The organism is Methylobacterium sp. BTF04 (assembly GCF_010692745.1).
In the GTDB taxonomy this organism is placed as follows: Bacteria; Pseudomonadota; Alphaproteobacteria; order Rhizobiales; family Beijerinckiaceae; genus Methylobacterium.
Genome location: NZ_JAAHTB010000044.1, coordinates 1 through 18081, shown reverse-complemented (window position 1 = coordinate 18081; position 18081 = coordinate 1). Strand labels below are relative to the sequence as shown.

Below are 18081 nucleotides of genomic sequence, written 5' to 3'. Positions count from 1 at the left end.
ATGAACGAGCAAAATCTGAACCTTTCCGTTTCCGCTCGGGAGCGCCTGAGGCTGTCCCTTCGTCAAGGTGACAGCACCCCTAGCGTGATGGAGAAGGTGCGCCGGCGCTACATCAAGACAAAGCGTGACGACATCCTACTCGCCGCATTCGACAAGCTGCTGGCTGACATGTGCGAAAGGCCTGACCCCGAAGGGCGCGACGATGATGGGAGCGATGCTGGCGAAGTAAACCTGTTGCTGGTGCTAGGTCCGAGTGGGGCTGGGAAGACACGGAGCCTCAAGCGCCTTTTCTCGACCCATCCTGCGCTCGGAACCACTGAGGGAGAGCAGGGCCCCCTGCTATCTTTGTCCGCACCAAGCCCATGTGGGGTGAAGGAACTCGGCAAGGCCATCCTCGCAGCAACTGGGTACACCGTCACCAGAACACGCATCGATGGCCCCGAAATCTGGAACATTATCCGCAAGCGTCTGCCATCGCTCGGCGTGCTGATCATTCACATCGACGAGGCTCAGCATGGCACTCAGCTTCGAGATGGCACCGAAAGGCAGAAGCTACTCAATTCTATCAAGGCGCTGATGGTCGATCCCGTGCATCCGGTCGCCTTCATCCTTTCCGGATTGCCGCAAGTCGCCGATTTCATCTCGACGGACGACCAGGTCTCCCGGCGTGCCGGGTGGATCAGCCTTCTCTCTATCGGCTTGCCGTCCGATACAGCCATGCTGACGGAGGCCACGAAGTCCTACGCGAAGCTGGCCAGCCTCAATGTTTCGGCGGATGAGATCACGCGGCTGCTGCCGCGTCTCGTACACGCAAGCGACAACCGCCTGGGAATTCTAGTCGAGGAGATCCATAGCGCCATCCGCTATGCCCTTGGCGTCAAGGCCACCGACCTTAAGGTGAGCCATTTCGAAAAGTCGTTCGGGGAGAGGACGGGCAATCTGCCCCAATGGAACCCCTACGCCAGGTCTGACTACAAGGCGGTCGACGTTTGGCGGATGCTTGCCACCCGGGACAAGCCAGATCCGGCGGTCACGAAGAAGGGTAAGACCGTCCGCTCAAAGGATAAGAAGGGGGATCGGTCGTGAACGCCCCCCTGCGCCTGACGATCCCCCACGGGGTCGACGAGCCGGGCGAGAGCTACCTCTCGCGCCTCGCCGCCCGCAACGGCGTCGATCTTTCGACAGACTTCTGCCGGGATGTCGAGTTGCGGTTTCAGGATGTGGTCGACGGGGACCCGAACGAGCTCCGGCGTCTGGCGACTATGGCAGGGGTGGATCCGGCCGCCCTCGTCGCGGCCTCCTTCGCGCGAGAGGAGAACCAGAGCTACGTCGTCGGAGGTCACCGGATCCCTCTCCGCTGGATGGGTCGCGGCACGACGCGGGTCTGCCCCGCATGCCTCCTAGAGGATGCCGCGAACTCGGACCTGCCTCCGGAGATCGCGATGCATGCCCGCTTCTGGTGGGGGACGCTCCTCGTTGGTGCATGTCCGCTGCACGACGTTCCGCTAGTCAGCATCGCCTCGGGCCGGCGGCCCACGATCCACGACATCGTCGCCGACCTTCGCGGGATGCCAGATCCCCTTCCCGCCCTCCTCGCATCCCTGACGCCGCGTCGGGCGACGCGCCCGGAGCGGTACCTCGTGGGACGCCTGTCGGGAAGGCACCGGGACGGGGCGGTCCCATTCCTCGACGGGCTTCCCGCTTTCGTCGGCGCGCGGTTCTGCGACGTGATCGGGGCGATCCGCGTCCACGGGAAGAACACGCTTCCGAAGACGCTCGACGAGGCCGATCGCCTCGCCGCGGGCGAGGCCGGCTTCGACATCGTCGCTGGCGGCGCGGACGCTGTCCGGGCCTTCGTCGTCAACATGATCAAGGACCGGCCCGGGGACAGGTCCTACAACGGGAGCGCCAAGTTCGTCCTGGGAGGCCTCGACGCCTGGCTCTACCAGAACAAGGGCAACCCCGACCTGATGGGGCTGCGCCGCTTCCTTTCCGATATCGCGATCGAGCACCTTCCGCTCGGACCAGGTGAAACGTGTTTGGGCCTGCCCGTGGGGCGGCGGGTCCTGCATTCGGTCTGCACCGCGTCGAAGGAAAGCGGCGTGCATCGAGTGAGGCTTCGCAAGGCCCTGGTCCAGTACGGCTTCCTCGCGGAGCGGCAGCCGCGCGCGCCCGACCACTTCATGACCTTCCCGGCCAAGGCGGCGGCACCCTTCCTGGCGTCCCTGGCCGGCACAATGGATCTCGGCGACGTTCGTAGCCATATCGGCGCGCCGCGGGTCCACGGCCAACTGCTTGTGCAGGGTGGCTTCCTGAAGCCGATCAACCTGAGGGACGCGAGAGGCAAGGGCATGCTCGCGTTCATGCGGGAGCACGTTGACAGCTTCCTGGCTGACCTGACTCGGGACGCGCGGGACGTCGAGGATCCCACCGCTTACACGATCATCGATGCGGCTAAGCGCGTGCCCTGCGGTGCCATGGACATCGTTCGCCTCCTCGTCGAGCGTCGGTTGCCCTTTGTTGGACGCAGCCGCGACGCCGATGGCTACCTCTCCGTCCTAGTCAGGCCCGACGATGTCCGCAATATCCTGGTGCCGGAGGGACCGACGCTCACAGTACGGGGCTTCGCCGAGGCGGCCGGCATCCCGATCCACCGCGTACGGCATCTGATTTACGATGGGTCCCTTCGCTCGACGCTCGTCCGCAGGAACGAGGGTGGACGGACGGTGCATGCGATCCCGCGAACGGAGCTGGCCCGTCTGGAGACGAATCTGATCGGGCTAAGCGAGTTGGCCGCAGCATGGGGCTTCAAAAAGGAAAAGGCCGCCTACATCCTTAGACGGTGTGGTATTCTAGTGGTACGAAGTCCAATCGAGAGCCAGCGACGTCACTATCGTATGGCCGACATCGCATCGAATGTTGGTCTTCGAACGCGTCAACTCTTTTTACCGCAATAAAGACATCGAACACATCTATCTTCTTCGGCCTCGGTTTCGACCGGGGCCTTTTTTTATGCTTGGCTGGTGAGCTGATCGGACTGATAAAAAGCTCTGTACTATGACCAAACTCCCCTATCCAGCACGTCCAAAGTTCGAAACTTCCTTTTTATAAAAACCCATCTTTTCAGTGGCTTATGCGTAAAAATGCTGCCAAACTTCCCTGCTCCTTACAGCTAATAGCCCACCTAATGATCCGCTTTGGAACCCCGAAGCTCCGTTCCAAATCAACCTAGAGTAATAAGGGCCGCCCTTATTGTAAGGGCGGCCCCTCCTATGTTCGCGAACGCCCAGAGATTTCAGATATCTGGCGCGCGCTTCCAGCTCTGGCGCGCGCTTCCAGCAACGTGATCACACTGCCGCAATTCTACGAGCCTAAGCCGGGGGGGTAGCCGAAGGAACCCATAGTGTTACAACATGCGGAGATCGCGCCGCCCGTCGATGCTGGCCACATCCTCCTCGTGGAGGACGATGACGGCCTACGCATGCTGGTCACCCGGCTTCTCGGCGAGGCCGGCTACCGGGTCACGGGCTGCAGGAGCGCCGCCGAGTTCTGGCGTCTGCTGCCCGCCGGGGGCGTCGACCTCGTCCTGCTCGACGTCATGCTGCCCGGCATCTCTGGGCTTGACCTGCTCCGGACGTTGCGGGCCAGGAGCACGGTGCCGGTGATCATGGTCAGCGCCCGCAACGAGGAGGCAGACCGGGTGCTCGGGCTGGAACTCGGCGCCGACGACTACGTCGCCAAGCCCTTCGGTCGGCCCGAGCTTCTGGCCCGCATCCGTGCCGTACTCCGGCGCGCCTCCATAGCCCCGTCGTCAGCCTCGGCCCCGAACGCTGAAAATCTCGTCTTTTCGGGATGGAAGCTCGACCTACGCAGCCGATTGCTCCTCGATCCCGAAGGGGCGGGCGTCGACCTGTCCGGCGCGGAGTACGACCTGCTCATGGTCTTCCTGGAGCACCCGGGGCGCGTGCTGGGCCGCGAGATGATCCTCGAACTGTCCCGTGCCAGGCTCGGGTCGCCCTCGGACCGCAGCGTCGACACTCTTGTCAGCCGCCTGCGGCGCAAGCTCGAACCGCCCGCGGGCCTACCCGCAATCATCAAGACCGTGCGCGGTGCCGGCTATATGCTCGCCGCGAAGGTAGAGCGCGCATGAGCCGCCTCTCCCTCCTGGCCCGGAGCCTGGAAGCCCGTACGGTCGCCGTCCTGCTCATGGCCATCCTCGCCGTCCACGGCGGTGCCCTGCTGCTCTACCGCCAGTCCGCCGTCGCCGCCGCGGACGATGCGTTCGCGCGGCAGGTCGCCAACCAACTCACGCTGGCGAGCGAGGCGGTCCTGCGACGTCCCCCGACCGAGCGTGACGCCGAAGCCAAGGCCCTGTCGTCGTCGCATTTCGAGCTCGCGTGGTCGTCGACCTCGCCTTTGCGCCAGAACGAGGCGGACGATCCCGGGCTATGGTCGTTGCGAAGTCGGATGATGTCCCTGGAACCGAGCCTCGGGTCCGGGCTCGCCCTGGCGATGGGCGGCGACGAGGCCATCCACCAGGAGGACCTGGGCGGTGCGCTCACGCTGGTCGACGGAAGCTTCCTGACCTTTCGCTCGGCCCATGCGCCAAGCATGGCCCGGCTCGGACCGTGGGCCTACCTCGCGACGGCGATGGCCATCCTCGTCGGTATCGCTGCCGTCGTCCTGATGCACCGGATCGCCGGACCGCTTCGCGATCTCACCCGCGCCACCGGAGAGATCGGACACGGAACTGTTGTCCTCGTCCGCGAGGCAGGCCCCGACGAGACCCGCGAGATCGCCCGGGCCCTCAACGCGATGCAGGACCGCATCCATCGTTTGGTGACCGAACGGACCCAGGCCCTGGCGGCCGTCTCCCACGATCTGCGCACCCCCATCGCGCGACTACGCCTCCGCCTCGACGGTCTGCCGGACGGGGGCGAAACGCGGGCGATGGGCTCGGACCTCGACGACATGCAGGCCATGGTCGATTCGACGCTGGCATACCTGCGCGGCGACGCCGACCCGGAGCCACGCCAGGTCGTCAATGTCGCCACCATCCTGATGAGCATCGCCGATGCGTTCTCCGATGCGGGTCGCGACGTCGCCTATGTGGGCCCCGGGCGTGCGCTCGCGACCGTGCGACAGGTCGCCTTGCGGCGCGCCCTCGATAACCTCGTCGACAACGCTGTGCGTTACGGGACCCGTGCCCGCCTCTCACTGGTGGTGGAAGCGGACGAACTGGCCCTCATCGTCGAGGACGACGGTCCCGGCATCCCGTCCGACCAGATCGCCCAGGCCTTCGAACCGTTCACCCGCCTGGAGGCGTCCAGGAACCGCAATACCGGGGGCACCGGCCTCGGGTTGACCATCGCTCGGCGGATCGTCGAGGCGGAGCGAGGCGGCATCACCCTGAGCAATCGACAGGACGGTGGCCTGAGGGTGCAGGTCTCGCTGCCGCTCAAGGGGCGCTGACACACTTCGTCACGAACGCGGCGTCTCGGTGTCAAACGGGTTCGCTATCTCACGTCTCGAAGCGGCCAGGCAGGTCGCTGAACCCCTGGAGACACACATCATGAAGCGTACCTTCGCCGCCGCTCTCGTCGCCGGCTTTCTTGCTGCCCTCTCGGCTCCCGCCTTCGCCATCGACGGCCATGGCAATGCCTCCAACCCTGAGCGTGAAGTCCCGAACACGGGAGGCGTCTCAGGCGGCCCGGCCCATCGCGATGACCCGCGTGTGAGTGAGGCCCGCGAGGTCGGCAAGGACGGGAAGCCCGCCCATTCCGCCAAGGATGGCCACGCCCACGGTCATGCCCTCGACAAGAAGTGAATGAACGGCGGAAGCCCCCTGCGGCGGGGAGGATGCACCGATGCGGATGCTGCCCCTGCTGTTCGTCTTCGCGTTGCTGGCCGCCGGTATCGGCTACGCGCTGGCGGCGGATGACGGGCGTGCTCCCGCCCAACACCTTCGCGGTGCGACAGTGCCCCCTTTCGTACCGTGATCCGCCCGCCTCGGCATCGTGTCGAGGCGGGCACCACTGTCCTCGGTGAATGAGGGCATCAGACGCGGTTCACATCGGTAAGGCCGCTCTCACGACTTCAGAGGTCGAGGAACTTGTGAGGGCCAAGCGCCTCACGCGTGTACGGATGATCGTGAATCGTCCATAAGGACCAAGATGAAGACCGGACGTCGGATCAGGGCCTACGAGACGATGCGCGGCTGGTGGACGATCACCGCACGCGCGCTGTCGCTCGTCTTCGCCCTGGCGCTCGTCGTTCCCAGTGCGATCCATTCCGCCGAGGCCCATCACTCTGCCGGCCGCGAACTGTCACTCGCGACGACGACCGACGTAGCGGCGGCCGACCATTCCGATGCCTGCCCGGCCTGCCACGCGAATTGCGGGTGCCATCAGGCCCTGAACCTGGATGAGACGCCCGCGATGCCGGCCCGCGGGTCCGGGAGCGCGTCCTACGCCGTAGCGGTCACCGAAGCCGGATCCGTATCGCCGGACCGTCTCCCAAGGCCCCCTCGCGCCTGAGGTGACGTCGCCACGACCGTGGCACGTCCCGGCCGGACCCGTCGCAGGGGCCGGCTCCCCACACTCGCGAACCACCTTGTACGGGACCGTCCCCAGCCGCCTCAGCGGTGATGCGACGTCCCGGTCGGAGCCGGCTCTTCCCATGCGTGCATTCCTCTCCGTGGCCCTCCTGGCCATCGGCATCGCCATTGGCGGTGGCTTCCCCCGCGTATCCGAGGTCGTGCAAGGCACCCTTGCCGCCGCCGGCCTGACGAAAGCCGGGGGGACCCTGACCACGACCGCAGCCATGACCAACCCTGCGACCACGAAAGCCGATGACGGGCACGGTCACGATGAGCGCGGCCATGGGCACGCGGAGGGCGAGCCCAAGCCTGTCGGTGAGCACAAGCATGCCGAGGGCGAGGCAAACGGTCACGAGGTGGAGGGTGAGGGCAAGATCAAGATGACGGCCGAGCAAGCCGTGGAGCAGGACATCAAGCTGGCCAAGGTCGAGGGCGGCATCCTCTCGCGGCATCTTCTCGTGCCCGGCACCATCGCGCAGGACGCGGACCGGATCGCCCGCGTTCCCGTGCGGGTCGTCGGCACGGTGGCGGAGATGCGCAAGCGCCTCGGCGAGGAAGTCGCCAAGGGAGAGGTCGTGGCCGTCCTCGACAGCCGCGAGGTGGCGGAGGCCAAGAGCGACTTCCTGACGGCGACGGTCAAGGCAGACCTGGAGAAGACGAACTTCGACCGGCAGCAGGCCCTCTGGGACAAGCGCATCTCGGCGGAGTCCGCGTTCCTGAGCGCCAAGGCCGCCTACGTGGAGGCGACCCTGCGCGTCGACCTCGCCCGACAGAAACTGTCCGCCTTGGGCCTGAACGCCGCCGAGGTGGCGATTTCGGCCAAGAAGGACGAGACCACCCCGAATCTGTCGAGTCTGCGCCGGTACGAGCTTCGCGCGCCGTTGTCCGGCCGCATCGTCGAGCGCAAGGTCGATGTCGGCACGGCCGTGGGCAAGGAGGGCGACCCGGCCGACGTCTACACTGTCGCCGACCTGTCCTCCGTGTGGATCGAGCTCGCCGTCCCGACCACCGAACTGTCGAAGGTTCGCGAGGGTGCACGCGTGACCATCGTCGGAGGCGAAGACGCCCAGCGTGCCGAGGGCAAGGTTGTCTTCGTCAGTCCGATTCTCAACCCGGAGACGCGCTCGGCCCGAGTCATCGTCGCCCTGCCAAACAAGGACATGGCCTGGCGGCCCGGCACCTTTGTCACGACCGAGGTCGAGATTGCGCAGGACCAGGTTTTGGTCCGCCTGCCGAAGTCCGCCATCCAAACCATCAAGGGTGAGAAGGTCGTCTTCGTCCGCACACCGTACGGGTTCGAACGCAAAGACGTGACGATCGGCAAGGCCGATGACGACGCCTTCGAGATCCTGACCGGACTGAAGCCCGGGGACGAGGTCGCGGTCGCCAATTCCTTCGTCCTGAAGGCCGAGCTCGGCAAGGCCGAAGCCGACCACGCGCACTGAGGGGGGGCGACCATGATTTCGAAGATCCTCGATTTTTCCGTCCATCAGCGCTGGCTCGTGGTGCTCCTGTCGCTCCTCGCGGCCGGCTTCGGCGTGTTCTCGCTGACGAAGCTTCCCATCGACGCCGTCCCGGACATCACCAACAACCAAGTGCAGATCAACACCACGGCGCCGTCGCTCTCGCCGGTCGATATCGAGAAGCAGGTCACCTACCCGGTCGAGACGGCGCTCGCCGGCATCAAGGGACTGGAATACACCCGCTCGCTCTCGCGAAACGGGTTCTCCCAGGTCACGGCGGTCTTCTCGGAAAAGCTCGACATCTACTTCGCCCGCCAGCAGGTCGCCGAGCGCATCAACGAGGCGAAGTCGACCCTGCCGCCTGGAGCCGAGCCCCGTATGGGCCCGATCTCGACTGGGCTCGGCGAGATCTACATGTGGTCGATCCACTACGCCCAGCCCAAGGAGCGCACGGTCTCTCCGGACGGCAAGGCCGGGTGGCAATCGAACGGAGACTACCTGACCCCCGAGGGCCAGAGGCTGACGACGGAGCTGGAGCGCACGGCCTACCTGCGCACGGTCCAAGACTGGATCATCCGCCCCCAGGTGAAGACCGTGCCGGGCGTCGCCGGCGTCGACAGCATCGGCGGCTTCGACAAGCAGTACCATGTCCAGCCCGACCCGATGAAGCTCACCGCCCTCGACCTGTCGTTCGCCGATATCGGCCGGGCGTTGGAGGCCAACAACGCCAATCAGGGCGCCCGCTACCTGGAGGATAACGGCGAGGGCTACGTCGTCCGCGCCGCCGGCCGCCTGGAGACCATGGAGGATATCGGTACCGTGGTGGTGACCACGCGCGGCGGGGTGCCGGTGCGCATCGCCGACATTGCCGAAGTCCGGATCGGACGCGACCTGCGCACCGGCTCGGGCAGCGAGGACGGGCGCGAGGTGGTGATCGGCACCGCGCTGATGCTGATCGGCGAGAACAGCCGGACGGTGTCGGCCGCCGTCGACGCGCGCATGACCGAGATCCGCCGCACGCTCCCACCCGGCGTCGAGGTTCAGACCGTCCTCAACCGCACGGTGCTCGTCGAGGCCACCATCAGGACGGTGGCAAAGAACCTCGCCGAGGGCGCCGCCCTCGTCATCGTCATCCTGTTCCTGCTGCTCGGCAATTTCCGGGCGGCCATCGTCACCGCGCTCGTCATTCCGGTGGCGATGCTGATGACCATGACCGGGATGGTCCAGGGCCGCATCAGCGCCAACCTGATGAGCCTCGGGGCGCTCGACTTCGGCCTCATCGTCGACGGTGCCGTCATCATCACCGAGAACGCCTTGCGTCACCTGGCGGAGCGGCAGGGCGAACTCGGGCGCAAGCTCGACCTGGAGGAGCGCCTCGTCACCGTGCGGGCCTCGGCTGAGGAGATGATCAAGCCGTCCCTCTATGGGCAGACGATCATCATCCTCGTCTACGTGCCGCTCCTCACCTTCACCGGGGTGGAGGGCAAGATGTTCGAACCGATGGCGCTCACCGTCATCATCGCCCTCGTCTCGGCCTTCGTCCTGTCGCTGACCTTCGTTCCGGCGATGATCGCCATCGTCATCACCGGCCGGGTCACGGAAAAGGACAACATCCTCATTCGCGGGATCAAGGCCGCCTACCGACCGGTACTCGGCGCCGCCCTCCGCATTCCGACGACGTTCGTCGCCGTCGCCTTGGCTCTGCTCGTCGGGGCCGGGTTCCTGTTCACCAAGCTTGGTCAGGAGTTCATCCCCCAACTCGACGAGAAGAGCATTGCGCTCAACGCGCAACGCATCCCATCGACCTCCCTGACCCAGTCGCAGGCGATGCAGTTGAAGGTCGAACAGGCGATCAGCCGATTCCCCCAGGTCGCCTACGTCTTTTCGAAGACCGGCACCGCGGAGGTCGCCTCCGACCCGATGCCACCGAGCTCCTCAGACACCTTCGTCATCCTGAAGCCGCAGGCGGAGTGGCCCGACCCGGACCTCTCGAAGGCCGAGCTGCAGGAGGACATCGAAAAGGCGCTCGGGGCGCTTGCGGGCAACGTCTACGAGTTCTCCCAGCCGATCCAGCTACGCTTCAACGAGCTCCTGGCGGGCACCCGCGGCGACCTCGCCGTGAAGGTGTTCGGGGAGGAATTCGAGCCGATGCTCAAGGCCGCCAACCAGGTCGCCACGATCCTGCGCGGGACCGAGGGCGCCGATGACGTCAAGGTCGAGCAGACCGCCGGCCTGCCGTTCCTGGAGATCAAGATCAACAAGGTCGAGGCCGCGCGCTTGGGCTTGAGCACGTCCGCGATCCAGGACGTCATCGGAGCGGCCATCGGCGGCCGCGAGGCCGGAATGGTGTTCGAGGGGGACCGGCGCTTCCCCATCGTCGTGCGCCTGAACGACAAGGTGCGCGAGGACCGCGAGGCCCTGGAGAACATCCCCGTGCCGCTGCCTCCGGGCGTCAACGGACGGGCATCCTCGGTACTGCTGAAGCAGGTGGCGAGTTTCTCCGTCACCGAGGGCCCAAACCAGATCTCGCGCGAGAACGGTCGGCGTCGGGTCGTGGTCACCGCCAACGTGCGCGGTCGCGACATCGGATCGCTCGTGGCCGAGGCGCAGGCCAAGGTGGCCTCGGGACTCCAGCTTCCGGCCGGGTACTACGTCACCTGGGGCGGCCAATTCGAGAACCTGGCCTCGGCCCGGCAGCGGCTGATGGTGGTCGTGCCGGTGTGTTTCTTCCTGATCTTCCTGCTGCTGTTCTCGGCCCTGAATTCGGCCAAGGATGCGCTGCTGGTGTTCAGCGCGGTCCCGCTGGCGCTCACCGGCGGAATCGCGGCGCTGTGGCTGCGCGGAATGCCGTTCTCGGTGCCAGCGGCGGTGGGCTTCATCGCCCTGTCCGGGGTGGCGGTCCTCAACGGCCTGGTGATGCTCACCTACATCAAGCAGCTTATCGCGGAAGGCCGTCCCAAACGCGAGGCGATCCTGGAGGGCGCCATGACCCGGCTGCGGCCGGTGGCGATGACGGCCCTGGTGGCGTCGCTCGGGTTCGTGCCGATGGCTCTGGCGACCGAGACGGGTGCCGAGATCCAGCGACCGCTGGCGACCGTGGTCATCGGCGGCCTCATCTCGGCGACCCTTCTGACGCTCGTCGTCTTGCCGGCCCTCTACGCACGGTTCGCGAAGACCGGCTGTGTCAAGCCCGCTATTCGGGTGCCCGAGGCCCCAACGCCGCATCTCAACGCGGCGGAGTAGGCCGATACCGCGCCGATGGGTATGCCCCACGGCTCTGGCCCTGTAGGCCTTGGCCGGCTCAGTACACGTGGCGGCCCTCCCTTCGGCGAGGGACCGTTCCGGTTGGCGTGGGGACTGGTAGACCGGTTCGACACGCCCTCAATGGTTGATCGCGAAGCGAACCCGACCAGCCCGTACTTCTTCCATCACCGACCACTCGCCTCTTGCCTCGAACCGACGAGGTCGTCGTGGTCTGCAGGGAGCAGGGTCTCCGGTCGGTCACTGGGTGGGTCGACTACTCGACGAAATGGCATACGCCACTGAGCGCATACCGATTGGGCGACGGACTGACGCGACGGTCGCATCGCGTCGAATCGCGTTCCCATGGGTCGCTTATTCGGCCGCCAAAGGCAGCGCCGCCTCCGGTTCGGACGCAATGGTCACGTCTACATCGGGTAGGCCCCAGCCCTTCACCAAGCCGTAGACCGCAGGGATCACCAGCAGGGTCAGAACGGTCGACGAAACCATGCCGCCGATCATCGGCACCGCGATCCGCTGCATGACCTCGGAGCCCGATCCGGTGCTCCAAAGGATGGGCAGAAGCCCCGCCATGATGGCGACCACCGTCATCATCTTCGGACGCACCCGCTCGACCGCGCCGACCATGATGGCCCGTCGCAAATCGACCCGCGACAGAACTCGTCCCTCGCGCGCGCATTCAGCCCGGATCTCCGCCAGCGCATGGTCGAGGTAGACCAGCATGATCACCCCGGTCTCGGCGGCGACACCCGCGAGCGCGATGAAGCCGACCGCGACCGCGACGGACAGGTTGAAGCCCATCCACCACATCAGCCAGACGCCGCCGACCAGGGCGAACGGCAGCGACAGCATGACGATGAGCGTCTCGGTGAGCCGGCGGAAGTTGAGGTAGAGGAGCAGGAATACGATCAGGAGCGTCAGGGGCACGACGACCTTGAGCCGTGCCGTCGCGCGGTCGAGGTACTCGACCTGGCCACTCCACTGCACGAGAGTGCCTGGGGGTAGCTTCACCTCGTTGGCTACCGCCGCCCGCGCCTCGGCGACGTACCCCCCGAGATCCCGTCCGGCGACGTCGACGTAGATGAAGACCGCGAGTTGCCCGTTCTCGGTCCGGATCTGCGTCGGGCCCCGGTTCAGCTGCACCTTGGCCACTTCGCCGAGCGGCACCGTGCCCCCGCTCGGGATCGGGACCTGCACCTCGGACGCGATGGATTGCGGGTTCGAACGGAAGGCGCGCGGGTAGCGCACGTTCACGGAGTAGCGCTCGCGGCCCTCGACGGTATTGGTCACGCTCTCGCCGCCGAGTGCCATGGCGATGACGTCCTGCACGTCGCCGACCGTCAGGCCGTAGCGTCCCAGGACCTCCCGGTCGGGGGTGATGTCGAGGAAATAGCCGCCCTGGACGCGCTCGGCATAGGCGCTCGACGTGCCCGGCACCGCCTTCACCACCGCCTCGATCTGACGGGCGACCTTTTCCATCTCGGTGAGGTCGGTGCCCAGCACTTTGATCCCGACGGGCGTGCGGATGCCAGTGGAGAGCATGTCGATGCGGGCGCGGATCGGCTGCGTCCATGCATTCGAGACGCCGGGGAACTGGAGCGCCGCGTCCATCTCGGTCTTCAGGCTGGCGGTCGTGACCCCGGGACGCCACTCGGCCTTCGGCTTCAGGTTAATGATGGTCTCGAACATCTCGGACGGCGCCGGATCAGTCGCCGTGTTGGCCCGTCCGGCCTTGCCATAGACCGAGGCGACCTCGGGGAAGGACTTGATGATTCGGTCCTGCGTCGCGAGCAGGTCCCCGGCCTTGGTCACGGAGATGCCCGGTAGCGTGGTCGGCATGTACATCAGGGTGCCCTCGTCGAGGTCGGGCATGAACTCCGAGCCGAGTCGGCCTGCCGGCCACGCCGTCGCCGCGAGGACGCCCAGGGCGACGAGGATGGTGAGCACGCGAGCCCGGAGGACGCCGGCGATCAGCGGGCGGTAGATCCAGATCAGGAACTGGTTCACCGGGTTGCGGTGCTCGGGCACGATCCGGCCCCGGACGAACAGGACCATCAATGCCGGGACGAGGGTCAGGGACAGGAGTGCGGCCGAGGCCATCGCGAAGGTCTTGGTGAAGGCGAGCGGCCCGAACAAGCGCCCTTCCTGGCTCTCCAGGGTGAAGATCGGCAGGAAGCTCACCGTGATGATGAGGAGCGAGAAGAACAGCGACGGGCCGACCTCGCTCGCCGCCCGGATGAGGATATCGACCCGCGGCGTGCCGGGAGAAGCCCGCTCCAGGTGCTTGTGGGCGTTCTCGATCATCACGATGGCGGCGTCGATCATGGCGCCGACCGCGATGGCGATGCCGCCCAAGCTCATGATGTTGGCGCCGAGCCCGAGGCCCTTCATCCCCGCGAAAGCCATCAGGATGCCGACGGGCAGCATCAGGATCGCGACGAGCGCGCTGCGCACGTGGAGCAGGAACACGATGCAGACGAGGGCGACGATGATGCTCTCCTCGACCAGCGTCCCCCTCAGGGTCTCGATGGCCGCCTCGATGAGATGCGAGCGGTCGTAGACCGGCAGGATTTCGGTGCCCGACGGCAGGCTTTTCGCGACCTCTGCGAGCCTGGCCTTGGCGCTCTCGATGACGTGCAGGGCGTTGGCGCCGAAGCGCTGGAGGATAATGCCTCCGGCGACCTCGCCGTCGCCGTTCAACTCGGTGATGCCGCGGCGCTCGTCCGGACCGAGCTCGACCCGGGCGACGTCTTTCACCCGCAGCGGCGTGCCGGCCTCGGTTTTGAGAACGATGCTCTCGATGTCGGCGATGCTTCGGAGATAGCCGCGGCCCCGGACGACGAACTCGAACTCGGAGAGCTCGACGGTGCGGCCGCCGACGTCGGCGTTGCTGGCCCGAATCGCATCCCGAAGCTTGGACAGGGTGATGCCCTGCGCCCGCAGGCGGTTCGGGTCGACCACGACATTGTACTGCTTCACGAAGCCGCCGACGCCGGCGACCTCGGCGACGCCCTCGGCGCGGGAGGCCCCGAAGCGAACGACCCAGTCCTGCAGCGAGCGAAGCTCGGCGAGGCTCCGTTCTTTCGCGACCACGACGTACTGATAGACCCAGCCGACCCCCGTCGCGTCCGGCCCCAAGGTCGGGGTCACGCCCGCCGGCAGGCGCTTGGCCACCGTGTTGAGGTATTCGAGCACCCGGCTGCGAGCCCAGTACGGGTCGGTGCCGTCCTCGAAGATCACGTAGACGAACGACACCCCGAAAAACGAGAAGCCCCGCACAACCTTCGAGCGCGGGACGGTCAGCATGGCGGTCGTCAGCGGGTAGGTCACCTGGTCCTCGATGACCTGGGGCGCTTGGCCCGGATACTCGGTGTAGACGATGGTCTGAACGTCCGAGAGGTCCGGGATGGCGTCGAGCGACAGGGTCTTCAGGGCGTAGAGCCCCGCTCCGACCGCGAACACGGTGCCGATCAGGACCAGCACGAGGTTCCGCGCCGACCAGGCGATGAGGCGGGCGATCATGGTGCCTTCTCCTCAACCGCGGCCTCGGGACCCTGGTCCGGCTTGGGGTCCGAGAGCCCCTGCAATGCCGCCTTCAGGTTGCTCTCGGCGTCGATCAGGAAGTTGGCCGAGGTCACGACCCGGTCGCCAGCTGAGATGCCGTCCCTAATCTCGACATAGCCGTCACCCCGGGCGCCGAGACGAACCGGGCGCGGCTCGAAGCGGCCTTCGCCCCTATCGACGAGGACGACCTGCTTGGTGCCGGTGTCAATCACCGCATCGTCCGGTACCGCGACGACAGGCTCGTCGGCGCCGATGGCGATGGCGACGTCGGCGAACATCCCCGGACGCAGGTCACCGTTCGGGTTTGGCAACTCGATCCGCAGGCGGGCGGTCCGTGTTCCCATCGCGAGGTGCGGGTAGATCCGCGTCACGGTTCCGGTGAAGACCCGGTCCGGAAACGTCCTCGCGCGCACGGTCGCCGTCTGCCCTTCGGCGACGATGGCGAGATCGCGCTCGGTCACGTCGACGAGAACCCAGACCCTCGAATGGTCCACGAGTTTGAAAAGGGTGTCTCCGGACTTTGCGCGCATGCCGTCGGAAACGTTGCGTTCGACGACGACGCCGTCGCGCGGCGCCGACCAGGTGATGGTGGCCGGCACCTTCCGGGTGCGCTCGATCTCGTCGATGACCTCGGGCGGGATACCGAGGTTCTCCAGCCGGCGGCGAGCGCCCTCGTAGCCGATGCCGGTGAGGTACTGCGCGGCAGCGGCGTTCATCTCGGGCGAAAACAGGTGAAGCAGGGGCTGGCCCTTGTGGATGTGGTCGCCGGTGGTGACGCCCTCGACCTTCTCGATGAAGGCGTCGGTGCGCATCGCGATCACCGAGATCCGGCGTTCGTCCTCCTCGATGGTACCGGGTGCCCGCACCGGCATGGACAGCACGCGTCGTGCGACGGATTCCGTCCGGACCCCGGTGCGCTGAAGCTTCCCGGGCGAGATCTTCACCGTCCCGTCGTGTGTGTCGTCCCCCTCGTAGACGGGGAGGTAATCCATCCCCATCGAGTCCTTCTTCGGGGTCGGTGAGGTGTCCGGTAGGCCCATCGGGTTGCGGTAGAACCGCACCTTCCGGGCGCCTGTCGCCGGCGTCGTCGCCGGCCCCATGGCCATGCCACCGCCTCCCGCGTCGGGCATCGCCGCTGGCTCGTCGGGTTCGTCGAAGCGCACGTCCTCGCTCGCACGCACGGCGCGGTATGGGCGACCGTCCGCCGTCCGCTTCGGCTCGGGGGCGTAGTCCGACTTCCCGTCCGGGTCCTGGTAGTAGATCACGGACCCCGTCGCCTCGACCGGGACAGCCATCGGGACTGCCGACCCCGCACCCGGCAGCCAGTGGGCGAAACTGGCCTGCGCCTGCTGGACAAGCTCCGGCACGGGGCTGCCTTCCCGCCCCGCGCCATACCCCAAAGCCCCCGCCGCAATCGCGGCGAGGGTCCCGGCTGCCCAAGCCGACCGGCTCATTTGGTGGCCTTGAACACCAGTTTGTCCTCGACGGTGCCGGTCTCGCCCTGGACCTTGGCACCGAGCGAGAGGCGCCATCCGCCGGCCATTGTGAGCTTCGCCTTGAAACGGTAGATGCCCGGCTCCGGTGAGGGCATCTGCTCGATCTTGGAGGTCATCTCCTCCATGCTGTCGGGAGCCATGTCGATGCGCTTGGCGAAGATCACGGCGTTGGGCACCGGGGTGCCTGTGCGCCTGTCCACGAGGCGGACGTCGAGGAGGGCATCGCCCTGCTTCGCCTCGTCCTTCACGAGCTGGAACGCATAGTCCTTGGTGCCGGCCTTGGCTGTCGACGTCAGGGCGAGGCCGAGTAGCGCAGCGGTCAAGGCGCGCGCGAAAGGGTTCTTGGTCACGTTTGTCGTCTCCTGAACACGATGGATGGCCACGCGCGGACGCGCGTCACCTTGCCGGCGCAGGCGCAGGCAGCATCGAATTCAGGCTCGGGGAGGCTCGGTGGGTGGCACCTGCAAAAGGCTGTCGAAGGTGGCGGTGACGGCCCAGACCGTTCCCTGAACGACAGCGAGGCGTGCCGGCATCCCGAGGACGCCGGGCAGGCCCGTGGCCACCTTCGCCAGACAGAGCGCCATCAGGGGACAGCCCTTCGAGCAATCGGGCAAGGCCGGCCGCTCCTTGGGGCAGCACGGCATGTCGTCCATCGCCATCCCGGCCATGTCATCGTCGGGCATCGCCATGGCGTGACCCTGGATCGCCGTCGGGGCGTGCATGCCCGCCGCGGCCGCGGATGCGGTCACCGGTGCGAGAGCGAGGCTGAGGACCGCGAGGAGCGGAAGCAGCCGCCGGAGGGCGAGCCAGAACGTCACCTCAACACCATGCCACATTGGGGAGCGGCGAGGAAGCAATGGATCCATGAGTTGTATGCATCCGACATCGAAGGCGCTTTCCCTGACCCCACGTGGGCCAGCGGGGCATGAGTCCGATGGGTGGGTTTCTGGCGACTGCGCCATCCTTGACCTCTTGGCACGAACACTATCGGGGCGATGTCCGCATTGTAGAATGCCTCTCGAGTTCGCAATTGATCTTAATCTGCTAAGGTAATGCTAGAGCTTGTTAGTGTCTGATCCAGTCGCACGCGGCTTTGAGGCAGAGGACGCCCATGACGCTGCGGGCGGTTTTTTCGTATCGGGTTGCGACGGCGCGCCATTCCTTGAGCCGCGCCCAGAGGCGTTCGACCTGATTGCGGTTGTTGTAGATCCAGTCCGGACAGGCGACCGGCGCCTCATTGCGCTTGCAGGGGATGGCCGGTCGCGCGCCGCGATCCCAGACCTGTTGGCGAAGGGCATAGCCGCGATCGGCCACGACCCATTTCGGAATACCGGGCAGGCTGTCGAGCAAGGCGGCGGCATGAGGCAGTTCATGCGCCTGTCCGGGGGCCAGGACGAAGGCCACCGCGCGTCCTAAGCCGTCGGCGACGACGCAGGCCTTGGTGCCGAAGCCGCCACGAGAGCGCCCAAGCGCTTCACGAACGTCCCGTTCAGCTTGAGAATCCCCTTTTTAGCGCCGCCCGCCGCCTTCTGGTGGGCGCGGATGTTCGTGCTATCGAGAAAGGTCATGCCAAGCTGCACGCCGTGCTCCTGCGCCAAGGTCAGCAGACGCTCCGAGACCCCCAGTCGCGCCCAGCGGATGAACGTCTGGGCCGCCATCCACCAGGGCCCCGGATCCGGAGATACGGAGCGTCACTTGG

Annotated in this window: 13 protein-coding genes and 1 pseudogene; 9 read left to right on the top strand and 5 right to left on the bottom strand. The window is 66.4% G+C overall.

Annotated elements, in window-relative coordinates; all coding sequences use genetic code 11:
- The 9 genes from G3T14_RS19680 (at position 1) to G3T14_RS19645 (ending at position 11304) form a co-directional block, all read left to right on the top strand.
- Positions 1-1086 (top strand): TniB family NTP-binding protein, encoded by a 1086-nt coding sequence (locus tag G3T14_RS19680; protein ID WP_163644239.1) that lies wholly within the window; start codon positions 1-3, stop codon positions 1084-1086.
- The gene (locus G3T14_RS19675) at positions 1083-2957 is read left to right on the top strand and encodes a TniQ family protein (RefSeq protein WP_163644238.1); all 1875 of its coding nucleotides are present in this window, start codon (positions 1083-1085) and stop codon (positions 2955-2957) included. Before G3T14_RS19680 ends, G3T14_RS19675 begins: the two co-directional genes overlap by 4 nt.
- Positions 2958-3403: 446 nt before the next feature.
- Entirely contained in the window at positions 3404-4150 is a 747-nt protein-coding gene (locus G3T14_RS19670) for a response regulator transcription factor (protein WP_163644237.1), read from the top strand.
- Complete coding sequence (locus G3T14_RS19665; RefSeq protein ID WP_163644236.1) at positions 4147-5472, top strand: ATP-binding protein; 1326 nt, start codon at positions 4147-4149, stop codon at positions 5470-5472. Before G3T14_RS19670 ends, G3T14_RS19665 begins: the two co-directional genes overlap by 4 nt.
- Positions 5473-5572: 100 nt before the next feature.
- Complete coding sequence (locus tag G3T14_RS19660) at positions 5573-5827, top strand: hypothetical protein (protein ID WP_163644235.1); 255 nt, start codon at positions 5573-5575, stop codon at positions 5825-5827.
- 40 nt (positions 5828-5867) lie between these two features.
- The gene (locus tag G3T14_RS25445) at positions 5868-5999 is read left to right on the top strand and encodes a hypothetical protein (RefSeq protein ID WP_281409830.1); all 132 of its coding nucleotides are present in this window, start codon (positions 5868-5870) and stop codon (positions 5997-5999) included.
- Positions 6000-6173: 174 nt separating this feature from the next.
- A complete protein-coding gene (locus G3T14_RS19655; protein WP_246733436.1) occupies positions 6174-6536 on the top strand; it encodes a hypothetical protein in 363 nt (120 codons plus the stop codon).
- 142 nt (positions 6537-6678) lie between these two features.
- A complete protein-coding gene (locus tag G3T14_RS19650; protein WP_163644234.1) occupies positions 6679-8043 on the top strand; it encodes an efflux RND transporter periplasmic adaptor subunit in 1365 nt (454 codons plus the stop codon).
- A 12-nt stretch (positions 8044-8055) separates the two neighbouring features.
- On the top strand, positions 8056-11304 hold the full coding sequence (locus G3T14_RS19645) for a CusA/CzcA family heavy metal efflux RND transporter (protein ID WP_163644233.1): 3249 nt from the start codon (positions 8056-8058) through the stop codon (positions 11302-11304).
- Positions 11305-11676: 372 nt separating this feature from the next.
- Here the strand turns inward: G3T14_RS19645 and G3T14_RS19640 are convergent, their stop codons facing one another.
- The 5 genes and pseudogenes from G3T14_RS19640 to G3T14_RS19620 form a co-directional block, all read right to left on the bottom strand.
- The gene (locus tag G3T14_RS19640; protein ID WP_163644232.1) at positions 11677-14844 is read right to left on the bottom strand and encodes a CusA/CzcA family heavy metal efflux RND transporter; all 3168 of its coding nucleotides are present in this window, start codon (positions 14842-14844) and stop codon (positions 11677-11679) included.
- Positions 14841-16340 (bottom strand): efflux RND transporter periplasmic adaptor subunit, encoded by a 1500-nt coding sequence (locus tag G3T14_RS19635; protein ID WP_163644231.1) that lies wholly within the window; start codon positions 16338-16340, stop codon positions 14841-14843. Before G3T14_RS19635 ends, G3T14_RS19640 begins: the two co-directional genes overlap by 4 nt.
- Positions 16337-16732 carry a FixH family protein gene (locus G3T14_RS19630; RefSeq protein WP_163644230.1) on the bottom strand — a complete coding sequence of 132 codons (396 nt, stop codon included), beginning with the start codon at positions 16730-16732 and terminating at the stop codon, positions 16337-16339. The genes G3T14_RS19635 and G3T14_RS19630 overlap by 4 nt, the downstream gene beginning before the upstream one ends.
- Before the next feature lie 81 nt (positions 16733-16813).
- On the bottom strand, positions 16814-17200 hold the full coding sequence (locus tag G3T14_RS19625) for a hypothetical protein (RefSeq protein ID WP_163644229.1): 387 nt from the start codon (positions 17198-17200) through the stop codon (positions 16814-16816).
- Positions 17201-17447: 247 nt separating this feature from the next.
- Positions 17448-18081 (bottom strand): annotated as a pseudogene (locus G3T14_RS19620) (IS5 family transposase); the annotation flags it as partial.

Excerpts from the sequence above, each read along its gene's own strand:
- G3T14_RS19640 (WP_163644232.1), bottom strand. The coding sequence starts at position 14,844 with ATGATCGCCCGCCTCATCGCCTGGTCGGCGCGGAACCTCGTGCTGGTC.
- G3T14_RS19665 (WP_163644236.1), top strand. The coding sequence starts at position 4,147 with ATGAGCCGCCTCTCCCTCCTGGCCCGGAGCCTGGAAGCCCGTACGGTC.
- G3T14_RS19660 (WP_163644235.1), top strand. The coding sequence starts at position 5,573 with ATGAAGCGTACCTTCGCCGCCGCTCTCGTCGCCGGCTTTCTTGCTGCC.
- G3T14_RS19680 (WP_163644239.1), top strand. The coding sequence starts at position 1 with ATGAACGAGCAAAATCTGAACCTTTCCGTTTCCGCTCGGGAGCGCCTG.
- G3T14_RS19635 (WP_163644231.1), bottom strand. The coding sequence starts at position 16,340 with ATGAGCCGGTCGGCTTGGGCAGCCGGGACCCTCGCCGCGATTGCGGCG.
- G3T14_RS19650 (WP_163644234.1), top strand. The coding sequence starts at position 6,679 with ATGCGTGCATTCCTCTCCGTGGCCCTCCTGGCCATCGGCATCGCCATT.
- G3T14_RS19645 (WP_163644233.1), top strand. The coding sequence starts at position 8,056 with ATGATTTCGAAGATCCTCGATTTTTCCGTCCATCAGCGCTGGCTCGTG.
- G3T14_RS25445 (WP_281409830.1), top strand. The coding sequence starts at position 5,868 with ATGCGGATGCTGCCCCTGCTGTTCGTCTTCGCGTTGCTGGCCGCCGGT.
- G3T14_RS19655 (WP_246733436.1), top strand. The coding sequence starts at position 6,174 with ATGAAGACCGGACGTCGGATCAGGGCCTACGAGACGATGCGCGGCTGG.